At 68.2% G+C, this 19413-nt stretch carries 15 protein-coding genes; 9 read left to right on the forward strand and 6 right to left on the reverse strand.

Annotated elements, in window-relative coordinates:
* Nucleotides 1–11: 11 nt before the first annotated feature.
* Together IT779_RS29140 and IT779_RS29145 are read right to left on the reverse strand one after the other, a co-directional pair.
* On the reverse strand, nt 12–260 hold the full coding sequence (locus tag IT779_RS29140) for a hypothetical protein (protein WP_196152662.1): 249 nt from the start codon (nt 258–260) through the stop codon (nt 12–14).
* Nucleotides 260–568 (reverse strand): hypothetical protein, encoded by a 309-nt coding sequence (locus IT779_RS29145; protein ID WP_196152663.1) that lies wholly within the window; start codon nt 566–568, stop codon nt 260–262. The genes IT779_RS29140 and IT779_RS29145 overlap by 1 nt, the downstream gene beginning before the upstream one ends.
* A 161-nt stretch (nt 569–729) precedes the next feature.
* Here IT779_RS29145 and IT779_RS29150 point away from each other — a divergent pair, with 161 nt between their 5' ends.
* The 5 genes from IT779_RS29150 to IT779_RS29170 all read left to right on the forward strand — a co-directional run bounded on the left by IT779_RS29150 (nt 730) and on the right by IT779_RS29170 (nt 5167).
* Nucleotides 730–1500 (forward strand): GntR family transcriptional regulator, encoded by a 771-nt coding sequence (locus IT779_RS29150; RefSeq protein WP_196152664.1) that lies wholly within the window; start codon nt 730–732, stop codon nt 1498–1500.
* Between the two features lie 14 nt (nt 1501–1514).
* Nucleotides 1515–2183: a YdcF family protein gene (locus IT779_RS29155; RefSeq protein ID WP_196152665.1), complete on the forward strand. Its 669-nt coding sequence runs from the start codon at nt 1515–1517 to the stop codon at nt 2181–2183.
* A 156-nt stretch (nt 2184–2339) separates the two neighbouring features.
* On the forward strand, nt 2340–2516 hold the full coding sequence (locus IT779_RS29160) for a hypothetical protein (protein WP_196152666.1): 177 nt from the start codon (nt 2340–2342) through the stop codon (nt 2514–2516).
* 247 nt (nt 2517–2763) lie between these two features.
* The gene (locus IT779_RS29165) at nt 2764–4713 is read left to right on the forward strand and encodes a hypothetical protein (protein WP_196152667.1); all 1950 of its coding nucleotides are present in this window, start codon (nt 2764–2766) and stop codon (nt 4711–4713) included.
* Between the two features lie 271 nt (nt 4714–4984).
* Nucleotides 4985–5167 (forward strand): hypothetical protein, encoded by a 183-nt coding sequence (locus tag IT779_RS29170; RefSeq protein ID WP_196152668.1) that lies wholly within the window; start codon nt 4985–4987, stop codon nt 5165–5167.
* Nucleotides 5168–5275: 108 nt separating this feature from the next.
* Here the strand turns inward: IT779_RS29170 and IT779_RS29175 are convergent, their stop codons facing one another.
* The gene (locus IT779_RS29175; RefSeq protein ID WP_196152669.1) at nt 5276–6154 is read right to left on the reverse strand and encodes a ParB/RepB/Spo0J family partition protein; all 879 of its coding nucleotides are present in this window, start codon (nt 6152–6154) and stop codon (nt 5276–5278) included.
* Nucleotides 6154–6852 (reverse strand): ParA family protein, encoded by a 699-nt coding sequence (locus IT779_RS29180; RefSeq protein ID WP_232542221.1) that lies wholly within the window; start codon nt 6850–6852, stop codon nt 6154–6156. Before IT779_RS29180 ends, IT779_RS29175 begins: the two co-directional genes overlap by 1 nt.
* A gap of 560 nt (nt 6853–7412) precedes the next feature.
* Between IT779_RS29180 and IT779_RS29185 the strand changes: the two genes are divergently transcribed.
* Nucleotides 7413–8564, forward strand: a complete 1152-nt coding sequence (locus tag IT779_RS29185; RefSeq protein WP_196152671.1) for a coiled-coil domain-containing protein — start codon at nt 7413–7415, stop codon at nt 8562–8564.
* Nucleotides 8564–10222, forward strand: a complete 1659-nt coding sequence (locus tag IT779_RS29190; RefSeq protein WP_196152672.1) for a hypothetical protein — start codon at nt 8564–8566, stop codon at nt 10220–10222. The genes IT779_RS29185 and IT779_RS29190 overlap by 1 nt, the downstream gene beginning before the upstream one ends.
* A gap of 221 nt (nt 10223–10443) precedes the next feature.
* Here IT779_RS29190 and IT779_RS29195 read toward each other — a convergent pair whose 3' ends face one another.
* Nucleotides 10444–11634, reverse strand: coding sequence for a pentapeptide repeat-containing protein (locus tag IT779_RS29195; RefSeq protein WP_196152673.1), 1191 nt, complete (start codon nt 11632–11634; stop codon nt 10444–10446).
* Between the two features lie 262 nt (nt 11635–11896).
* On the opposite strand from IT779_RS29195, the gene IT779_RS29200 reads away from it, so the two are divergent.
* Nucleotides 11897–12415: a plasmid mobilization protein gene (locus IT779_RS29200; RefSeq protein ID WP_196152674.1), complete on the forward strand. Its 519-nt coding sequence runs from the start codon at nt 11897–11899 to the stop codon at nt 12413–12415.
* Nucleotides 12339–14432, forward strand: a complete 2094-nt coding sequence (locus tag IT779_RS29205) for a relaxase/mobilization nuclease domain-containing protein (RefSeq protein WP_232542222.1) — start codon at nt 12339–12341, stop codon at nt 14430–14432. Before IT779_RS29200 ends, IT779_RS29205 begins: the two co-directional genes overlap by 77 nt.
* A 10-nt stretch (nt 14433–14442) precedes the next feature.
* Here the strand turns inward: IT779_RS29205 and mobF are convergent, their stop codons facing one another.
* Nucleotides 14443–19314: a MobF family relaxase gene (gene mobF / locus IT779_RS29210; RefSeq protein WP_196152676.1), complete on the reverse strand. Its 4872-nt coding sequence runs from the start codon at nt 19312–19314 to the stop codon at nt 14443–14445.
* Nucleotides 19315–19413: the final 99 nt, after the last annotated feature.

Below are 19413 nucleotides of genomic sequence, written 5' to 3' on the forward strand. Positions count from 1 at the left end.
CCTGCGGGCCATCACGCCGCCACCCCCACCGAACCAGCGACACCGCGGGCGACGGCCTGGTCGTGTTCGGCCAGCGCCGCACCCAGGCCCGCCCACAACACGCGAGCGTCCGAGATGTCCAGCGACAACACCGAACCCGTGTGATCGAGAGGAATCCGAATACGCGGCGCGTAGGAAGGATCACCGGCCACCGGAGACGGCGAATAGAACACCCCACCCACCGCCACCTCGGGCAACACGGTCAGAAACGACGCCGACATCACGACACCACCACCGGCAGCGCCGCGAACCCACGAGCTTCAGCCGCGGTCAACCCCAGCAGACCGGCCCACCGCTGCACCTCCGGCCGATCCGGAGCCACCGCGATCTTCATCGCCGCCCGAGCCTGCTCACGGGTCAGCGTGCGACCCGGCAGAAAATCCACCACCCACAAGTCCTGCCCGACGTAGTCCGCGTGATGAGCGGTCGCCTCACTGACCAGGTGCCCAGCGGCTTCAATGACGGCCGGGATGGTCGGAGATGCCGCGCGACGCCAGGTCGCGCGGTCCCATACGGAAGGAATGATCATGACAACTCCCCTGGTTGTAATAGAAGTACCTCTATTGCAACATCGGGGGTTATATTCGTCAATAGAACCAGATCTATTTTCCTGTGGGTGTGAAGATTCTGGTTATGGCTACTCTTATTGACCTACGGTGAGAGAGCCGGAGAGAAAGGAGACACGGCGAGATGGCCATCAGCGGTTACCGCGACCTGGCGGCGAGCCTTCGCACCTCGATCGAGGAGGGCGAGTATCCGCCGGGCTCGACACTGCCGAAGCAGGCGGATCTGGCCGCGCGCTACGAGGTCAACGTCAAGACGGTCCGACAGGCGGTCGGTCTGCTTGAGGCTGAGGGATTGGTGACGCCCATCCGGCGCCGCGGCACAGTTGTACGCGAGCGCCCGCCAATGCGGCGACTCGGTATAGGGCGGTACTCGAAAGCTAAGTGGAAGTACGGCGATACCGTCGCCTTCGTCGCCGATCGTGAAACCTCCGGCCGGGCCTGGAAGCTCACAGACCAGACGCAGACGGTGCGCCTCGTCGACGCGGACTCTGAAGTCGCCCACGCGTTCGGCATCGACCAGGCCGCGCCGGTCTACGAACGCGCGCGCCTCGTCAAGGACGGCGAGCAGCCGACCCACACTCTCACCAGCTACTACCTTCCTGAGCATGTCGAGGGGACGCCACTGGTCGATCCCACTCCTGGCCCGGCAGGCCGGGGCGGCGGGTTCGCGGTCTTGACCCTCCAGGGCTACGAGCCCGACCACATGAGCGAAACGATCTTCGCCCGAATGCCCACACCTGATGAGACCGAACTGCTCAACCTGCCCGCCGGTGAGCCGGTCATGGTGCTCATCCGGCAGACCTACACCGCCGACAACACCCTGATCGAGTTCGCGCGCGGCATACACGCGGCGTCCAGATTCGCCTGGACCTACGACTTCCAACTCCCCGACTAGAGAAGGAGACCCACATGCGCTCGACGACGTTGCCCGACGACCTCCGCGCGGCGGTAGAAATCCTCTGGGACTACAACCAACTTGACCACGAGGCCCGCCCGGTCGACCTCGGCGTCGGCCTGGGCAGCCACGACCTCGGCGTGGCAACCCACACCGCCGACCTCTACAACCAGGGCATCTTCCCGAAGATCGTCTTCACTGGAGCAAATGCCCCGACCACCGTCGAGCGGTTTCCACGCGGGGAGGCCGTGCACTATCGCGAGCACGCACTGGACCGTGGAGTGCCCGACAGCGCGATCTTGGTCGAGCCGAAAGCCACGAACACCGGCGACAACATCGACTTCACGCGGACCCTGCTGAAGGACTACGGCCTGCTCGACGGGATCCACTCGGTCATGCTGATCTCCCGGCCCTACCAGCAGCGGCGAAGCTACGCCATCTGCCGAAAACGCTGGCCCGAGGTGGAGGTGCTGTGCTCGTCGCTTCCGCTCCCTCTCAATGAGTACATCGCGGGCATCGGCGACGTAGACCGCGTGATCAACATGCTTGTCGGCGACACCCAACGCATCTGGGTCTACCCCGAAAAAGGCTGGGCCATCAGCCAAGACGTGCCCTATGACGTCCAACACGCGTACCGCCAGCTGGTCGAGGCGGGGTACACCAGCCGTCTCTTGGCGGCATGAACGAGAAATTCCGCTCCACCAGACCATTCGAGCTGGGATGTTGTATCTGGCAGGGAGACACCCAAATTGGGTGCCTCCCTCCCCGGCGTGTCGACTCTGCATCTGACGCGAAATGGACTAGTACTAATCGACATGGCTAGGACGCGCAAACTCCCGGTGACAAAACCTATTGGAACGAACCTGTCGTTCGAGGTGCTGGACGCCCTGGACGCTGCCGTCGCGGAGCGTGGGCTCAGCAAGCGAGCGCTGTTCGAGATCGCGCTGCGGCGCGAACTCGGGCTCCCGCCCTACCCCGGTGACAACGGACAGGAGGAGCTACCGATCTCAGCCTAACCGCGGAAATCCGCAGTCGAACGCGGAAAATACCCCATAACGAGCGAAGGCCCCCCAGTTGGCGCTGGGAGGCACTTCATGGCCCTCAAGGACCTACGCTTTGGCAAGCGGTTCTAAGGGTAGCAATACAGCGAATTCGCTTCAAAGGATCGCGGCCGATGTAGTCGGTCACGATTTCGAACGAGCAGACGCGTCGCTACCCTTCCCCGACAAAACCGCAGCTCCAGCGAGTGAGACTCCGGAGCTGATGTTCGCCGCGCTCGCGCCACTGTTGGCCGCGCGGCCGCGGATGCGCGTGTTGAATCCGCGTTCCAACACCTCGCAGCGCACTCGGAGCTTGACGCTGACGCGTCCGGCCTGGCCCGCTGCGGTGCCGATCTACGATCCGGCGCGGCTGACCACGATGCTCGCGCTGGACTTCGACTCCAAACGCCACGGCGCGCCCGCGGTCGAGCGGGATGTCGCCAAGATGACGGCCTGGCTGCGTGATTGCGGTGGCCGATGGATCAGCGACCACAATCCCGGTAACGGCGGCCGCCACGTCCTGGTGCTCCTGGCCCGAGGTGAGTCCTACCGGCGCGTGAACATCGAACCGGTGATGCGGCTGCTGGCCAACCGGCTGCCCACGCTGGACATCTCCCCGATGCTCAACGAGAAGACCGGCTACATCACCCCGCCCGGATCGGCGACGAAGGACGGCGGTTCCCGGCTGCTGGACGGCCCGCTCGCCGCCGCGATCGACGCGTGCGCCTCCCGGTCCGAGCCTGGTGTCATCGCGCGGCTGCGGCTGCTGCTGGGCGATTCCCTGCAAACCTCCCCCGCACCGGCCCCGACCGTCCTCGACACTGTTCCCGCCGACCTGTGGGAAGGCACGGGCACCGACGCTCGGCTGCGACCGGAATGGCAGCTACGCTCGGAGATCCCTTCCATCCCTACGGCTTTCGCCGTTCTGGGCGCCATGCCGAGCGACGGCCGGTACGGGAGCCGGACCGAAGGATGCCAGTCCGTGCTGGTCCACGCCGCGCTGCGCGGCATGTCCCTGACCGATGTACAGGCCCGCGTGTACTCCGCCGACGCCGACGCATGGAGCGGTCTGCGCGCCCGCTACGACAACGACGGGCACCGCGCGGCCGCGCATCTGCGCCATGACTGGAGCAACGCCTGCCACTGGACATCACGACATGTCCAGTTGTTGCGGTATCCCGGACACAGAGAACAAGTAGTGCGCACGCCCCCCGGGGGGACTGGAACGATCTCTGCTCGAGATACCCCGTACTCACGGTGGCTCACCTCGGCGACGAGCTGGGTACACGCGAGTTTCCCCGGGACGTCCTACCGGTGGACAGTGCTTACAGTGTTCCAAGCCCTCGCTTACGCCGCCTGGCTGACCAAAGACCGAGGCGGAGACGGAACACCACTGGTGGGGGTCGGTATCCGGTCACTGGCCCTGCACGCCGGGCTCATGCCGGAAACGACCGTGGCCGACGTGCTGGCCAGGATCCGGGACATGCCCGGCGCCCCCATCGACCGCGTACGCCAGGCCGCCGGGACGCTCGCAGATCTCTACTCCCTGGTCCCCGCAATGCGCCCCGATGCCCTCGACACCGCGATCGAACCCACCGACCTGTCCCGGGTGTGGATCGAGCCAGTCCACGACGCCTGGCGCGTCCTGGGACCACACCACCGCGCCGTCTACGAACTGATCACCCGCACCGGCCTACGCCGCCGCGCCGACCTTGCCGCGGCCGCACGCATCCCGACCAGCACCGCCGACGACACCCTTGCCGCACTCAAACGCGCCGGACTCATCGTCTCCACCGGGCGCGGCATCTACGGCCCCGGCGCCGTCGGCCTCGACGACATCGCCACCGCTCACGGCCTGCCCGCCGAACGGGCCCGGCGACTTGCCACCTACCTGCGCCAACGCCGCGAATGGCGCACCTGGCTCGAAATCCGCCACGGCGCAGTCCCCGACCCCGGCCCGATCGAACCCGCCGACCTCACCGCACCCTGGGATCTCGATACTGAACTCGACGAGGCCATCTGGACAGCCCAACTCGCCACAGGACCCCCAGACCCTCTCACCGCACATTCGATGCCCGAGGACGGCGATAGTGGCCCTGAGCGTGACGACGACGCGGTCGCGCTGGCGCTGCTGATCGCCGAACTCGGAGCCACACCCATCACCTCGAACTAGGGACGGCATCCCTGTGGTGGCGGATCTTTACCGCGGTAAAGACGAGGGAACCTGACAGCTGGATATCGCGCAAGAAATGCGTACTGACCCTCACCCCCTGAATAAGGCCGATGCGCTGTTCAGCGGCAGAATCGCCACTTAGGTGGCAAGTTCGCCGAAACCTACTCCTGTCGTATGACGTACCCGGCGATTTGGACATGCTGGGGCTATACGGCCCCACCGAGTGGCGGGGTTCCGGTGCCCTTCCGGGGCGAACACAGGAGTAAGTCGCATGAGCACACCGTTCGGCACCCCCAACACCCCGCAGCGGCCACAGAGTGATCATTGGATCGCGCTGTTGGTCGCGCTCGATCTGGCCGTTGTCGCGGGACTGCTCGATAGCTGGTCAGCGGCGGTGAGCGTGTTCGCCGCTGCGGTGAGCCTGTTCGCTGCCTATCGGGAGTCGCAGCTCTGATCCAGGCTTTCTGACCGCCGATACACCGCATCTCGGCCGATATCGGTGGTCAGGCAGCCTGTTGATGTCCGCTAGCGGAACATTCCGCGCGGATGCCAGACCCCCGAACTATCGCCGATCGGTGATCAGCTCGTCGGCGAGTTCGGCGAGCTGAGCGGGGGCGAGATAGTCCCGAAGCGCCTGAGCGAGCACGCCGGGATTGGGCTCGAAGCGCCGCAATGCCTTGGTGATGTGAGGTGCGCTCGCAGGCTGGGTCTTGGGGTCCCGGCGCGGGACAGCGGAGTCTTGCGGCTGATCCTGCTTGCCGCTGTCGCGCTCCTGGGCCGCCTGCCAGGCCGCGACCTGATCCTCGCGAGGTACCTGCGCGAGGCTGCGGGCGAGGCGTACCGCGAGTTCGCCCTCGCGCAGGGCGGTCTGCAACTCGGGTGCGAGTTTCAGCAGCGCGCGGCGCTGCGACACCCAGCCCTCGGTGCGGTTGAGGCGCCGCGCCGCTTCCCCGGCGGTCCCACACTCGGCGACTAGCCGGTCGACGGCTTCGGCTTCCTCGAGGACATCGAAGTCGCGGCGCCCGATGTTCTCATCGATCGCTGCGGTCAGCAGCGAGATTCGATCGTGGGCGACTTCGTCCTTGACGACGAACTCCAGCTCGGCGCACCCGTATTTCGCCGCGGCCGCCAGACGCCGGCAGCCGTTGATGACCACCCATCGCGCGGCGCCGACGTCTTCGGCGTCGTCCGGAAAGAGTGCGAGGTACGCGGCGCGGGTCACCACCAAGGCGGGCTGCAGTTGGTGCGTCTTGATCGACGCGAGGTCGGTCAGATCCCCGAGATCGCGGCGTGGGTTTCGCGGATTGGCGACCAGATCCTTCAGTACCGCCTTGGTGGGCGGCCCGGCCGGGCGCGGTGTTCTCTCGTCGACGGGGGAGTGCTCCCCGACCGCGCTAGCCAGTGAGGCCAAGCTGGTCCGTCGTCCCTTCGCCGGAGCCATCAGCGGCCACCGCCGACCTGCAGCTCGAGAGCGAGCTTGTAGAAGTCCTCGCGGGCCTGCATCGCCACCCGGTTCGCCGGATACTCGGTCACCGTCAACCCATCCGCCGAGGCGCGGGCATGGATCTTGTAGCGGCGGATCACCGTCTTCGCGAGCGGCCACTTGTTGGCACGCACGAACTCTTTCGTCTGATCCAGATCGGCCGTGCCGTCGCGGGGATCCCAGTTGTTGATCACCACCAGGTAGGGGATACCGCGCGGCTCGATGACCTTCCGGATCGTCTGCGCGGTCGGATCGAAACTGAGCGGCTCGGTCGTCATCGGCACCAGCACGAACTCGACCACATCCAACACCGCCCGCAACGCGTCCGCGGCCTCACCCCGCCCCAGCGGATCACCGCTCGTGCCGTCCTCGGACAGATCGATCCAGCCTGGTGTGTCGACATAGACGTGATCGATGCCCGGCAGATGCGGCAGTTTCCGCAGACCGTCGAGGTCGTCGTGGGCTTGGACGATATGGAACGGCAACTCGTTCAGGCGCGCCGCCCACCACACCGCCGAGCCCTGCGGGTCGATCGAGACCGCGGCTACCGGCGACGTCGCTTCCGGATCCCCCGACTCCCCACCCAGTACATCGGCGGTGACCGCCGCCAGATTCACGGTGATCGTCGACTTCCCGACCCCGCCCTTCTGGTTCATGACAGCAAAAGCTCGACCCATCTCACAACCTCCGTGCGCTTCGCCCCCAGATTCGCCCTGGGAACTACTTCGGATTCGGTCGCAGCATAAATGCCCACCCGCACTATCGCGCGGTCACCAGCGATAGACGCGCCGAAAGACGCGGTCTTTACCGCGGTAAAGACCCCCGGCCGTCGAGGCTGCACACACCGAAACCGTCGATGCCGCGATCAACGCCACCTCGACGCTGCAGGACACGCGCCGCTCACCAACGCGTCCTCAAGCAACCTCGCGTCCGCGAAACCAACGGACAGACTGCCTCGGCGCTTCCTGTGCGCTCCTCACGACCGGTACAGCTGCCACCTATCAGCCGAATCGGCCGGTACCAGCGCGCAACCGTCGAAAGCGAGACCTCACCCGGTGAGGCGGCCCATTCGCGGCGCGGATACGTCCGGTGAGCCGCCGTACGGGCATTAATGGCAATGGGTTCTATTTGCATTAATGAATACGTTTATCGTTTTAACGTAATTACATATATTTTTAACGTTGAAATGTAAAACGTTTTAGGATAGAATTGTGGTATGGACGAAGATTTCGAGCAGATCCCCGCCGATCGCGCCGCGACCGAGGTCGAATCCCAGCGGACGTGTCAGTTCCCGGTCGCTTGGGACGCCGAGATCGGCGATTTCGTGCGGGCGGGGCACCCGTTGCCGCCGGTCGAGGGGCGCGGTCGGCGCGCGGAGTACTGCGGGCAGGACCACGTCGACCCGGACGGGACCGTGCGTCGTCACGACCGGGCGACCGCGTTCCAGCGCAAACGCGACCTCAAGGCGGCGGCCGGGGTGGCGGGTGCGCGTCCGGAGCGGCCCGCCGGTCGGCCGGTGACTTCCGCGCGGTCGTCGCTGGCCGAGCTGTTGGCCCAGTTCCAGATGGTGGCCACCAACAGTCAGAAGGAATCCACGCGGCTGCTCGGGGAGGCTCAGCGGATCGTGGCCACCGCCGGTGACCCCGACTCCGCCGCCGCCGAGGTCGGTGCCGTCCGCCGCGACGCCGAGGCCCGGATCGCGGCCGCGAACGCCCGCGCCGAGGAAGCCGAGGCCGAAGCCGCGACCGCACGCCGGGAGCTGGCTCGCGCCGAGGAGGACAAAGCGCTGGCCGAAGGCGCGGCCGAGGACGCGCTCGCCGACCGCGACGCCCACCAGGCCGACGCCGAGGAAGCCCGCATCGAACTGGAGCGGGTGCGCAGCGAGTCGGCCGAGCGGATCCGCGCCGTGGAGGCACAATCACAGGCGGAGATCGCCGCGGCGACCCGGGCCGCCGCCGAGGCCGAAGGCGACCGCGACACCGCGATCGAGGCCCGCCGTCGCGCCGAGTCCGGCCTGGCCGCTGCCGAGCAGGCCGCCGCCGACGCCCGTACCGAAGCTGACCGGCTGCGCGGGGAGATCCGCGAGATCCGTGAACAGGCCCGCGCCGAGCGCGAGCAGCTGCGCGCCCAGGTCGATGAGATCCGCACCGAATCCGGCGCCCGTGCCGAGGCCGACCGCGAGGAGATCCGCGCCCTGCGTGAGGAACTGGCAACCAGCCGCGCCGAGGCCCGCGCCGACCGTGAAGCGCTGCGCGCCGACCACGTCGCGGAGATCGCCCGCATCCAGGACGCCCACGACACCCAGATCGCCACCCTGCGCGCCGCGCTCGACACCGCACGACGCACCACCGATGAGGAAGGCAACTGATGTTCCGCACGAAGAAGACCCCGCCCACCGCGCACCCGCCCAGCGGTGATGTCGCGGCCTTGGCCGAGCAGCTCTCCACCGCGCGCGGGCGGCTGGAACTGCTCGGCGGTGACGCGGCCGACGTCCTGGCCGAGGTCCCGTCCGAGGCCGAGCTCGCCGAGACACGCGAGCTGGCCGAATGGCGGCGCGCGCAGCTGCGCGAGGCCGACCGCGCGGAGTTGGCCTCCCAGCTCACCGCCGCGGCGAAGATCCGCGACGCCGAAGCCAAGATCCGCGACGCCGACATCCGCGACGCGGTCGGCGCCCGGATGGCGTTGGCCGATCAGCGCCGCGCTGACAGCCCCGCCTCGACGATCGCGGAACTGCGCCGCTACGGGCAGGGCTTCCGCTACGGCGGCGCGGTCGTCATCGCCATCGGCATGATCTGGTCGGCGGTCAACGTCCAACAGAACATCGCCCCCGGCGGTCCCGGTGACCCGATGTTCTGGGTGAGCTACATGGTCGAGGCGATGATCTCCGGACTGCTGGTCATGGTCGCGGTCGGCACCGCCAAACACCGCGAAGCCGCCGGGCTCGAACCGTCACCAGGGCTCAAGTGGGCCGAGTTCGGGCTCTTCGCGCTGACCTTCGTCCTCAACACCTACCCGTACCTGGCCGCGACCCACTGGTACCAGGCCAGCCTGCACGGCGTCGCTCCCGGGCTGATCGGCGGCGCGTTGTGGATCATGCACTACCTCGGCCGCGACAACACCCGCTCCCGCGAGATCGTCGCCCACCGTATCGGCGACGACCTCGCCACCCAACTCCCCGACCTGCGCGCCCTGCACACCCACACCGTGCGCACCGTCACCACGACGGCCCCGCAGGCGCCCGCTGTCGACCCGCTCGCCGAATTCGAGGCCGAGTTCGACCCCGCACTTACCGCACACCAGTCCACAAGTGCGGGCACTGGTGCGGGGGCGAGCGCGGCCCCGCACTCGCGGCCCCGCACCACGCGAGAGGAGTTGGACAGCACTCCCGTAGCGGACACAAGTGCGGGAAGTGCTGCCACCCCGCACCACGAAAGTGCGGGGGCCGACAACGCCCTCACCGAGGCCATCCCGCACCAGCCGACCGAGGACAGTGCGGCCCCCGCCGCACCGGTGACCGAGGAGGCCCCCGCACTAGCCAGCACCGAAACCAGCACCACCGCGACCAGCGAGGACACCGTCGAGGAGTCCGGTAGTGCGGGGGAAGTGCGGGAGGAAGTGCGGGCCGCTCGCGGGCCGCGTTCCCGCACCCCGCACCCCGCCCGCACCACTAGTGCGGGGGCAGTGACACCGGCGAGTGCGGGGCCACGCGCACAGACCGCACTCGCGCTCGCGACGCCCGAAAGTGCGGGCGATAGTGCGGGGGCCGAGAGCCAAGTGCGGGCCTCGCTGCTGCCCCTGGCCGAGCAAGTGCGGGGCCGTGGTGTCGGCGCACGGATGTCGATCGAGTCCGTGGTGCGGGTGCTGGAAGCCCTCGATCGCGGCGCCAGCGTCAACGGCGCGCACACCGCGACCGGTGTACACCGACGCACGGTCGAGCGGATCCGCGACACCGCCGCGGTTGTCATCGCCGAAGCCGCCGACGGTTCCGGTGGGCGCGTGATCGAGCTGCGCAAGCACGACCGGTAACACCACGGGTCGAACAGCGACGAGGACCCCGGCGGATCGTAGCCGCCGGGGTCCTCGTCTATCTGGTGACGTAGGCCCTGGAAGCACGAACTATCCAGGGATCACGCCACCCCGAACTCTACCCACGCGGCAGCCGCCAACAGCTTGCGGGACACCGAGCGCTGGGCGCTCGCGAACGAGGCGCTACCGGAACATTCCGCGCTGATCTTCTGCACCCTCGATCAGGAATACGGAGGGGGAGGTACGAAATCGATCGGCCAGCGTGTGCTGTCACCATGCACCACACGGGTCAGGTTCGTGCTGCCCAGTTTCGCGCCGGTCAGGTCCGCGTGGATCAGGTTCGCGCTGCCCAGGTCCGCGTGGATCAGGTTCGCGCCGTTCAGGTTCGCGCTGCCCAGGTTCGCGCCGGTCAGGTCCGCGTAGGTCAGGTTCGCGCTGCACAGTTTCGCGCCGGTCAAGTTCGCGCCGGTCAGTTTCGCGCTGCCCAGGTTCGCGCTGCCCAGGTTCGCGCCGGTCAGGTTCGCGTGGATCAGGTTCGCGCCGCCCAGTTTCACGCCAGTCAGGTCCGCCTCGCTCAGGTTCGCGCTGCTCAGGTTCGCGTGGCCCAGGTTCGCGTGGCCCAGGTTCGCACCGGTCAGGTTCGCGCGGGTCAGGTTCGCGTGGTCCAGGTTCGCGCCATTCATGATCACGTCTCTCAGGTACGCACCGTCCAAACAGAATCCGGCGAGATCGAGGTTGCCGAGATGGCATTCCGGAAGCGATATCTGATCCAAGCTGATGGCCGTGAACGCCCAGGACTTCGGGTCGTTGTCTGGACGGCGGCGGCGTTGAGTGAGGATGCCGACGATGGTTTGCCTGATTTCGCGTTCGGACAGGTCCGGATTCTTCGGATCGGTGGCGGCGAGGAAGGGGACACGTAGGTACCACTGGAGCAGGTTGATGCAGACCTGGCGTTCGTCGTCCTCGCCGAAGGCGTGCCAGTCGTCGGCAAGCGCGGTCAGCGCGTAGACCCCGGCCTGGCGGATCGCGGCGGATTCGTGGGCGATCTGCGTGGCCACCGCCGTGTAGCGGTCCCGCAACGCTGATTCCCGTGCACGGCGGGAGTCGTCGCGGTGCCGTTCGCGTTCTCGCTCCAGGTCGATCTGGTGTCGTTCGCGTTCTCGGGCCGTGTCGTCCTTGTGATGGATTTCGGCCTGGTCACGACTGTTTTGACCGTTGCGGTAGGCCAACACGCCCGCAGTGAGCGCACCGGCGCCAGCCAGGAACGTCGCCAGCGGTTGGGAGAACCCGTTGGCGATTCCGAACGCCGTTGCTCCGCCGCCCACCACGACCGCCAGACCCAGCCAGGTCGACCGTCGGCGCATCGACACCAGACCACGACCCGAACCCGTGGATGTATCCCCCTCAGACATAGGCAAGACCGTATCGGGGGGTCTAGGAACACCGCCGCGGAATGCTCCTGTAGCGCGCCCATGTCCGGCCGGGCCGCCGACAGCTACGTCCGATCCGGAGTCCGGTTATCCGGTCGGTGCGGTCTCGATCGGAAGGCGACTGCCGCCTTCCGATCCGCTACTCTGGGGTCATAAGAACAGGAGCAAGCTGGAATTTAGGTGCCCTATCGGGTACCCCACCCGTTCGGGTGGTCGCTGCGCTGGGCATGTTGGGAGGCTGCGGATGGCAGGGGAGTCGCCGGATCTGCGGGCGCGTGTACGGCGCGCGCGGCAGGCGAATGTGGCCGGTGGCCGCACGCGCCGGTGCGTGGTGAAGCTGACCGAGGACGAGCACGAGGACCTCACCGCGATGGCGGCGGCGGTGGGTATGACGGTGCCGCGGCTGTTGGTCGAGTCGACCTTCGAACGCGAAGGTGTGGAGGGTGGTCCGGGCGCGGTGGCCGCGGTGCGGGAGGCGTTGTTGGCGTTCGCGGATCTCGATACGGAACTTCGGCGGGTGGGCAACAACCTCAACCAGTTGACCCGCTACTCCCATCAGGAGCGAGACTTCGCCGAAGGTGTCGAGGTCGCGTTGGGTGCGGTGGTGCGGGTGTGTCTGCACCTGGACGAGGTCGCGCGCGCGATGGTGGGCAAGGGTCCGGCGGTGACGGAGTTGTCGATGCCCGATGTCGATCACCCTGTCCAAGCCGCCGGTGATGGTGATGTCGGTGGTGGGTGGGCCGACGCGGTCGATCCGGTCTGAGCGGGGTGGTGCGGCGATGATGCCGAATATCTCGAAGGGCGCCGACATGGTGGGCTTGGTGCGGTATCTGGCCGGTCCGGGCAAGTTCAACGAGCACGTGAATCAGCGGGTGATCGCCGGGGACATCGTGTCGGTGAGCGTGTTCGGTGGCCGGATCGACATGGAGCGCGGTGCGGAGTTGGGTCGGTTGTTGGACAGTTCGCGGATGACGGTGCTCAAGGGCGCGCCGGTGCTGGTGACTTCGTACAAGAAGGCCCGCGCGTTGATGGCCGAGGGGATGTCGAAGAAGGCCGCGTACGAGGCGGCGACGTCGGATGAGCACGTCTTCCACTGCTCGCTGGCGCTGGCCGCGGACGAGGGTGAACTCACTGATGAGAAGTGGTCGGCGGTCTCGCGAGACTTCTTGACCGAGATGGGGTTCATCGGCCGTGAGGACGGGACACCGGATGTGCGGTGGGCCGCGATCAGGCACGGGCTGTCGAAGAACGGCAACGACCACGTCCATCTCGCGCTGAGCGTGGTGCGTCCGGACGGGAGCCTGATCGACACTTACCGGGATCTGAAGCGGTCGCAGGCTGTGGCGAACATGCTCGAGCACAAGCACGGGTTGCGGGTTTTGTGGTCGCGGGAGGAGGGCGGGACCGAACGCGGAACCAAGCCCGGCGAGCGCCGATTGGCGGCCGAGCGGGGTTCACCGGCCACCGATCGGGAGCTGCTGGCGCGGGAGGTGCGCGCGCTCGCGGCGGTCGCCGATTCCGAGGCCGAGTTCGTCGATGGTTTGCGTGAGGCCGGGATCATGGTGAAACCGCGGTTCGCCAAGGGCGGGCACACGGTCACCGGATATTCCGTGCGGTACCTACCGTTCCGAGCGCAGGACACCGACGCCGAGCGGACCTCGCTGTGGTACGGCGGCGGATACCTGTCCAAGGACCTCACCTTGGCGGCGCTGCGGTCACGGTCCGGGTGGGAGACGACCCCGGAATCGCGGGACGCGGCGATGGTGCGGTGGCGCGCCACCATGACGACTCGGTCGGGGCGCTCGTACGCGCCGGATCCGGTGTCGGATCGTGAGGCGATCGCCCGGTTGGGGCAGTGGTCGGCCTACATGCGCACCATCCCCGACGGCGACCGCGACGCCTGGGCGAAGGCGGCGGGTGAGACCGCGGGGGTGTTCGCGGCCGCGAGTATGAGTACCGAGGCCCGTCCGGGTCCGCTGAATCAGCTCGCCCGTCAACTCGCGCGCGCGGCGCAAACTCCCGCGCATCAGCGTGATCCGCGCCCACGACGCAACAACTCCGATGTGCGGGCGGTGTCGCGGATGCTGCGCTCGATGACGTCGAAGACCGCCGGGGACATCGCGGTGGTCGAGGCGATGATCGATTGCCTGCTCACGGTCATGGACATGCTCTCGGCGACCGAACGCGCGAACGCCGCGGCGGCGATGGCCACCCAAGCGCGCCAAGCGTTGACCGAGATCCATTTACGCGCCGCCGGGGTCGACCCTAACCGCGAATACGTGACCGCGGTCGGATCACCGGGCTGGGCGGCTCACGCGCGGGCGAAGGTCGTCACCGACCGCCCCGCCGACAAGGTGCGTCAGGTCGAGAAGATCGAAACCGTTGCCGGACAGTGGGGACAGCGGCGCATCGCGCTGCAGATCCCCGGCGCCCGCGAGATCGACGAGTTCGGCCACATCATCGAACCCGCCGAACCGCAAGCACCCGCACACGCTGAGCCGGTACGCACCGATTCGACGCGGACCGAACCGGTGGCCGCCGCGGCCCCAGTGTTCGAGGAACCGGTGTCGCCGTTGCGGCGGTGGGCGGCCAAGGCCGCAGCCGAGCAGAGCGAGCTCTACACCAGATTGAGCAGATACCAACCCGATCCGGCCGAACCACACGAGCACGACGACACGACCGACACTGTCGACCAGACCCAGGAGACCGAGCAGGACTGGGAGAAGTTCATGCCCCCGCCCGGTCGCCGACCGGATCGTGGAACCGGACTCGAACGCTGACCAGCCGGTCTCAGAGCCCGTACCCGTGACCGGAACCGTGAGACGGTCCGCCACCGAGTCCCGGCCCGGGGTGGGGACCGGAGTCGAATCCGGTTCCCAGAGTGGGCCGTCGGCGGGCCTTGGTGACCGCGCGTCGTACTCGTGCGTCGCGGCGCTGCCCGGCGCCCGCTGCTGCGGGTTGGTTGTCGGCTTCGGCGCGGGCGTAGTCCTCGGCGGCACGGTCGAGGTCGGTGAGCTGATCTCGACGTTGGATCTCTGCGCGTGCGGCCCGCAGGAACGGGTCGTCGATCGCGGCGCGGACGGCGTTGTCGATCTGGCTGGCGCGGGCGGCGGCAAGCGCGTTGGTCGCGGCAGTGATCTCGGTGTCGCGGCCCTGCTGGTCGTCGGCGTCGGCGAGGATCTTCTCCCACGACGACCCCACCGGGGGTGGAGCGTCGAGACGTAACCGGTCGGCCTCGGCGCGGGCGGCGTCGAGTTCGCGTCGGGTCTGTTGGTGGGCGTGTTCGAGTGCGTCGATGTGGTCTTGTCGTTCGGCGCGGGCACGCCACCTGATGCGGTGGGTGGTGTCGAGTTCGTGTCGGGCCTGGGTGATCTCGTCGGCTTGGTCGCGGTAGGTGGCGCGCAGAGCGTCGAGGGCGGTGATGGCGGGTCGGGCGCGGCGGATCGCGGCCGCGTCGCGGTCGAGGCGCTGATGGCGTTCACGCACCGCGTCGAGGTCCTGTTCGGCGCGGCGGACGCTCAGGGCGGTGACCACACCGACGCCGCCGTCGGTGTGGGAGTGGAAGGGGCGGTGGGTGGTGATCTGGGCCAGTTGCGCGTCGCTCATGCGGCGTAGGTCGTCGGGGCGGGTGCCGCGTAGCCGCTCGCGGGCCCGCGCTAATGCCGCTTCCCGTTCCTGGTCGCGGGCCGTGACCGGTGGTGTCGGTGGTTCGGGCGCCGGTGTGGTCGGCGCGGTGTCGAGTTGCAGGACCGCACCGGGGAGTTCGCGTGGGGGTTCGGGTGTGGGGGTGTCGAGGGTTTCGGTCATGCGCCAGCGCAGCGCGGCCGCGGGTTGTTCGGCGGGCAGTTGCCGTTCGTCGTGGGCGGCGCGTACCGCGGCAGGGATGTCGAGGCCGGTGGTGTCGGCGGCGCGGGAGAACTCGCGGGCCAGGGTGGGCCAGTACGGATCCGCCGCGATCCGGGCATCGACGGTGTCGATCAGTGGTCGCCAGCGTCGGGTGTAGGCGTCGCGGTTCCCGACCCGGTCTGCGACGGCTCGGTCCAGGCGTTGTTGTTCGCGGCGTTGGGCGAGCGGGTACCGCGCCGGGCCGGTGGGTCGGCGGTCGAGATCCGGAACGCGGTGCGCGGCGCGCCAGATCGCGAGTCCGCCGGTCAACGCGGGATCGGCGCCGTGAATTCCGCGTGCCCACAACGGCACCCGGTCGCCGTCGGCGGTGCGGGTGTGGTCGGCGATGGTGGTGGCCATGGCGCGGATCTGTGCGGCGCGTGCCAGCAGGTGCTGGTGTTCGGTGTCGGGGAGTCCGGCGGGGATCGCGGGCAGCCACGGCAACGGAGGGTGCCCGCGCTGGGAGTGGCGTCCGGTCGCGTCGATACGCCAGTCGAGCACTGCGGCCGGGTCGGCGGCGGTGTCGAGTTCGCGCACCGCGACGGCGGCGGTGAGCGTCGCGAGCGGATCGTGGCCGGCGAGGTCGAGTAGCGCCAGGTGCGCGCGCAGCACCGGCCACGCTTCGGCGTCGGTGATGTCGGGGACGAGGCTCTCGGCGCGGGTGGCGTATTCGGCGAGACGGGCGGCGCCGACGCGGGTTTCGGCGAGATGGGTGACGGCGTGCTCGTATGACTCGACCGCGTCCGCGAGCAGCAGGTGCGGGTCCTCGGCGGCGCGTTCGGAGGTCGTGGCCGAGACCTGGGTGCCCTCCCGTGCGAGGACGCCGGTGAGCAGGTCGAGAGCGGTCGGCGGGTGGATCGCCTCATAGGTGTGGGCGGTGTGTTCGTAGACGGCGGTCGCGGTGCCCAGGTAGAGGTGGTTGCCGGTGCGGCCGCGGGTCAGCATCACATACAGCTGGGCGCGGGACTCGCGTCCGGTGAGTACTCCGTGGCAGCGGTCGACGGTGATGCCTTGGGCGGAGTCGATGGTGGTGGCGTAGCCGAGTCCGACGTGCGCGCGGACGTAGTCGGCGGGCAGGGTGACCCGGCGTCGGGAGCCGATGTGGGCGGCGGTGATCGCGCCGTCGGCGTGCACGGTCCGTACTTCCCACCGGTATCCGTTGCGGACGTAGTCGGTGTCGGAGATCCGCAGTTTGCGGTTGTTGAGCCGGGTCGCGATGACATCACCGACGCTGGCCGAATGCCCGTCGGCCAACAGGGTTTCGGGACCGAGGATCTCGCCGTGGCGTTCGGCGCGAGCGAGGCGTTCGGTGCGGGCAAGCGCGTTCAATTCCGAGACCAGGGCGCGGGTCGGGGCGAGCATCGCGGCGTCGTGGCCTCGAGCGTGGTCGGCGCGCCAGGCCCGGAACGCCGCGGCGACGTTCTCGGTGAGGGTGCCGACCCGCACACGGTGATGGTCGAAGTAGTAGGCGAGCCCGGCCGGATCACCCCCGCGCAGCGCCAGGCTCGCGGCGGCTTCGCCGGGATCGGCGAAACGCATCACCTTCGTCAACGTCGGCGCTTCGGTGGTTTCGACGATGTCGCGCACGATCCCGCCCGCGGCGACCGAGGACAGTTGCCGGTCGTCGCCGATCGCGCGGACCGTGGCACCGCGTTCGGTCAGGAATGTGATGGCGGCGTCGAGTGTGCGGGTGGAGACCTTCGCGGCCTCGTCGATGATGACCAACGTGCGTTCGTCGATGTCGGGGAGTCGTTCGGGGCTGTGTTCGGCGAGGGTGAGCAGCATGTCCACGGTGGCCGCGGGCACACCGGACTCACGGGCGAAAGTCGCCGCCGCCGAGGCGGTTGGCGCGATCCCGAACGCGTTGCCGCCCTGGGCGGTCCAGGCGTCGACCAGGACCCGCATGGCGGTGGTCTTGCCGGTCCCAGCCGGGGCGACCGCTGCCATGAACCGGCGCCCCGAAGTGGCGCAGGCGAGCACGAGTGCGCGTTGTCCGGGGTTGAGGGTGTGCCCGTTGGCGGCGTATTCGACCTCGGCCACCTCGATGGCGGCCGCTGGGATAGCGCGCCCACCGTCGAGTCGCGCGGCGGCCAGCAGGCGTTGTTCGGCGGCGACGATAGCGTGGGAGGTGTATTTGGTGGAGTGAGCGCGGGTGTAGATGCTGACGCCGTCGGAGCGGGTCAGCCCCGGCACGCGCGGCATCGGTTCGTCGTCGCGGCGGATCGACAACCCCTCACCGAGGGCGTAGGCGACGGTGTCGGGAAACATGTCGTCCCACGCGTTCGGGTCGATCCGGCCCCGCACCTTGCGCACGGCTTCGGCGCTGATGTGGTGGATCTGCCAGGTCGCCCGCTCCCGCGACACCGTCTCGACGACCTCGGCGGCGATGTCCTCGGCCTCCACAGGTTCGCGCCGCGGCGGCTCTTGGGAGAGCATCGCGCGGACCATGCCGTTCACCGCGGCCGCGCTCTTAAGGACGCGGCGGGCCTGCATCATCCAGTCGGTGCGTTGTTCGTCGCGGGTGCGCGCGTGGTGTTTGCCGCCGCGGGTGGACAGGGTCGCTTCCTCGTCCATGCGGTGCAGCTCCTTCGGCGACGGCTCGCGCCCGTGCCGAGCCTGGAAATCGGCGATCATCACGTCCTTGCGGGCCTGGATCTCCACATCGCGGGTCGACCACTCCACGGCCAGACGCTCGTCGAATCCCGCGAGTTCGCGGATCGGTCGTTTGTCGGCGTCCAGACCGTCGCGTTCGACGAAACGGATCCCGCCGAGCATGGTCTCGAGATGGTGTTCCAGGCGGGTGTTGTAGATCTCGGAGGCGGTGACGGCGTGCTGGTAGATCATCCGCCCGTCCAGGGCGCCCCACTCACCGGTCTTGCGGTGGACCTTGTTCGAGATCACCACGTGGGTATGCAAATCCGGATCACCCGCACGGGAATCGCGGTGGTCGAACATGGTGGCGATCAGGCCACCCACCTCCACCTGAGCCACGCCACCAGCCCCGATACGGGTGTAGGTCGCGTTCAACTCCAGGAAACCCAGCGCGTCGACGATCGAGGCCAAGTGGGCGGCCTCGATCGTCTCGGCCACCGGCCTCGGCGCCAGCGCCCACAGCGCCGACACCGACTTCACCGGCGAGAACGTCAGATCGAATCCGGCGATCCGCTTCGAGGACGGCCGCAACGCTTTCGCCACCCACGACGACAGCTCTTCCTCGTTGCGGTGTTCGTGGCCGTGCTCGGCGACGAACATCCGCTGCGCGACCTCGGTGGCGATGTACTCGCGGTCGGTCTCCGGAATCGGCGCATGCGCGTCGCGGCCGCGCTCGGCATTCCAGGCTTCGTAGGCGCGACGCTTCTCGGCGCGATAGGAGAACTCGTCGACCGACGGTTTGATGAACGGCATCCCGATACGGGCCTTGACCTTGATCGCGTGCGCCCGCGCCGTCCGCGCCGTGAAGCCCTCCGCGCGTTTGGCCGCGACCTCATCGGCGATCAGCTTCTCCGCGTTCGGGTGCAGGCCGCGCCCGAACAGCGCCCACATCTGCGATTCGGTGACCTCCTCGCCCTCGAAGATCGCGTCGAGGATCTCCTCACCGCCGGTGTCGAAGACGGTCAGATCCGCCAACCCCGAACCCCACCAGCGGCCGGGGGATTCTCCGCGTTCGGAATAGTAATCGGCCAGCGCCTGCTCACCGCGGTCGTTCGCGTCGTGAGTGGCGATATTGCGCACGTAGTACTCGTAGCCGTCGCCACTCGCGATTTTCGCCAGTGACATCACCCCAACCACCGTACCCCGCAGTCGGTTTCACTGCCCCGAACTCGGACTATCGACGGAAAAGCGACAATCCGGAACGGATGTGACCTGAGTGCAAGA

It is taken from the genome of Nocardia bovistercoris, assembly GCF_015674855.1.
Taxonomy (GTDB): Bacteria; Actinomycetota; Actinomycetes; order Mycobacteriales; family Mycobacteriaceae; genus Nocardia; species Nocardia bovistercoris.

Coding starts and splice junctions, on each gene's coding strand:
- mobF (WP_196152676.1), bottom strand. CDS start 19,314: ATGTCACTGGCGAAAATCGCGAGTGGCGACGGCTACGAGTACTACGTG.
- IT779_RS29180 (WP_232542221.1), bottom strand. CDS start 6,852: ATGAACCAGAAGGGCGGGGTCGGGAAGTCGACGATCACCGTGAATCTG.
- IT779_RS29145 (WP_196152663.1), bottom strand. CDS start 568: ATGATCATTCCTTCCGTATGGGACCGCGCGACCTGGCGTCGCGCGGCA.
- IT779_RS29175 (WP_196152669.1), bottom strand. CDS start 6,154: ATGGCTCCGGCGAAGGGACGACGGACCAGCTTGGCCTCACTGGCTAGC.
- IT779_RS29140 (WP_196152662.1), bottom strand. CDS start 260: ATGTCGGCGTCGTTTCTGACCGTGTTGCCCGAGGTGGCGGTGGGTGGG.
- IT779_RS29170 (WP_196152668.1), top strand. CDS start 4,985: ATGAGCACACCGTTCGGCACCCCCAACACCCCGCAGCGGCCACAGAGT.
- IT779_RS29205 (WP_232542222.1), top strand. CDS start 12,339: ATGTCGATCACCCTGTCCAAGCCGCCGGTGATGGTGATGTCGGTGGTG.
- IT779_RS29200 (WP_196152674.1), top strand. CDS start 11,897: ATGGCAGGGGAGTCGCCGGATCTGCGGGCGCGTGTACGGCGCGCGCGG.
- IT779_RS29155 (WP_196152665.1), top strand. CDS start 1,515: ATGCGCTCGACGACGTTGCCCGACGACCTCCGCGCGGCGGTAGAAATC.
- IT779_RS29190 (WP_196152672.1), top strand. CDS start 8,564: ATGTTCCGCACGAAGAAGACCCCGCCCACCGCGCACCCGCCCAGCGGT.
- IT779_RS29185 (WP_196152671.1), top strand. CDS start 7,413: ATGGACGAAGATTTCGAGCAGATCCCCGCCGATCGCGCCGCGACCGAG.
- IT779_RS29150 (WP_196152664.1), top strand. CDS start 730: ATGGCCATCAGCGGTTACCGCGACCTGGCGGCGAGCCTTCGCACCTCG.
- IT779_RS29165 (WP_196152667.1), top strand. CDS start 2,764: ATGTTCGCCGCGCTCGCGCCACTGTTGGCCGCGCGGCCGCGGATGCGC.
- IT779_RS29195 (WP_196152673.1), bottom strand. CDS start 11,634: ATGTCTGAGGGGGATACATCCACGGGTTCGGGTCGTGGTCTGGTGTCG.